This window comes from Thalassospira mesophila, assembly GCF_002115755.1.
Lineage (GTDB): Bacteria > Pseudomonadota > Alphaproteobacteria > Rhodospirillales > Thalassospiraceae > Thalassospira > Thalassospira mesophila.
The window spans coordinates 1-488 of record NZ_JFKA01000066.1; the positions used below are offsets into that span (position 1 = coordinate 1).

Sequence of the window (488 nt, forward strand, 5' to 3'; positions counted from 1 at the left end):
GGCAAACATACACTATGACGAGATGACATTATAAAAGAATGTCAGTTTGAGCAATGAAGAAGAACAGGCCAAGAGCCACGGGAGGAAGCGATGGACAGACGATTGAACAAGGGTATTGCCGCCAGCATTTTCGGGATTGCAGCCCTTGCCGCCGGGGTGGCAGGGTTTGCCGCGCACGCAGGTGCGGCCGAGCAATGGCGCCATGGTATTGTTGAAGCCAAGGGCGATGCCGGGTTTTTGTTTCAGGCCGCAGAAGGCGGTTTTGATGACAAACACGGCCTTAATATTGGCATGGTGGAATTTACCGGCGGCACCACGACGCTCAAGGCGCTGATCTCGGGCGAGCTTGACAGTTTTGAAGCCAGCCCGGTGGTGGCGTTTTCGGCCATGCAGCAAGGGGCCGATATCAAAATCATTGGCTGCGACTGGCCCGGCATGACCTATACCGTGTTTTCCGGCCTTGATATTAAAACCCCCAAGGATCTGAT

1 protein-coding gene is annotated in these 488 nt (G+C 54.5%); it reads left to right on the plus strand.

What is annotated here, in order from left to right:
• Nucleotides 1-90 precede the first annotated feature (90 nt).
• Nucleotides 91-488 (plus strand): substrate-binding domain-containing protein (locus TMES_RS22055; protein ID WP_158091298.1); only part of this gene is annotated, 398 nt, incomplete at its 3' end.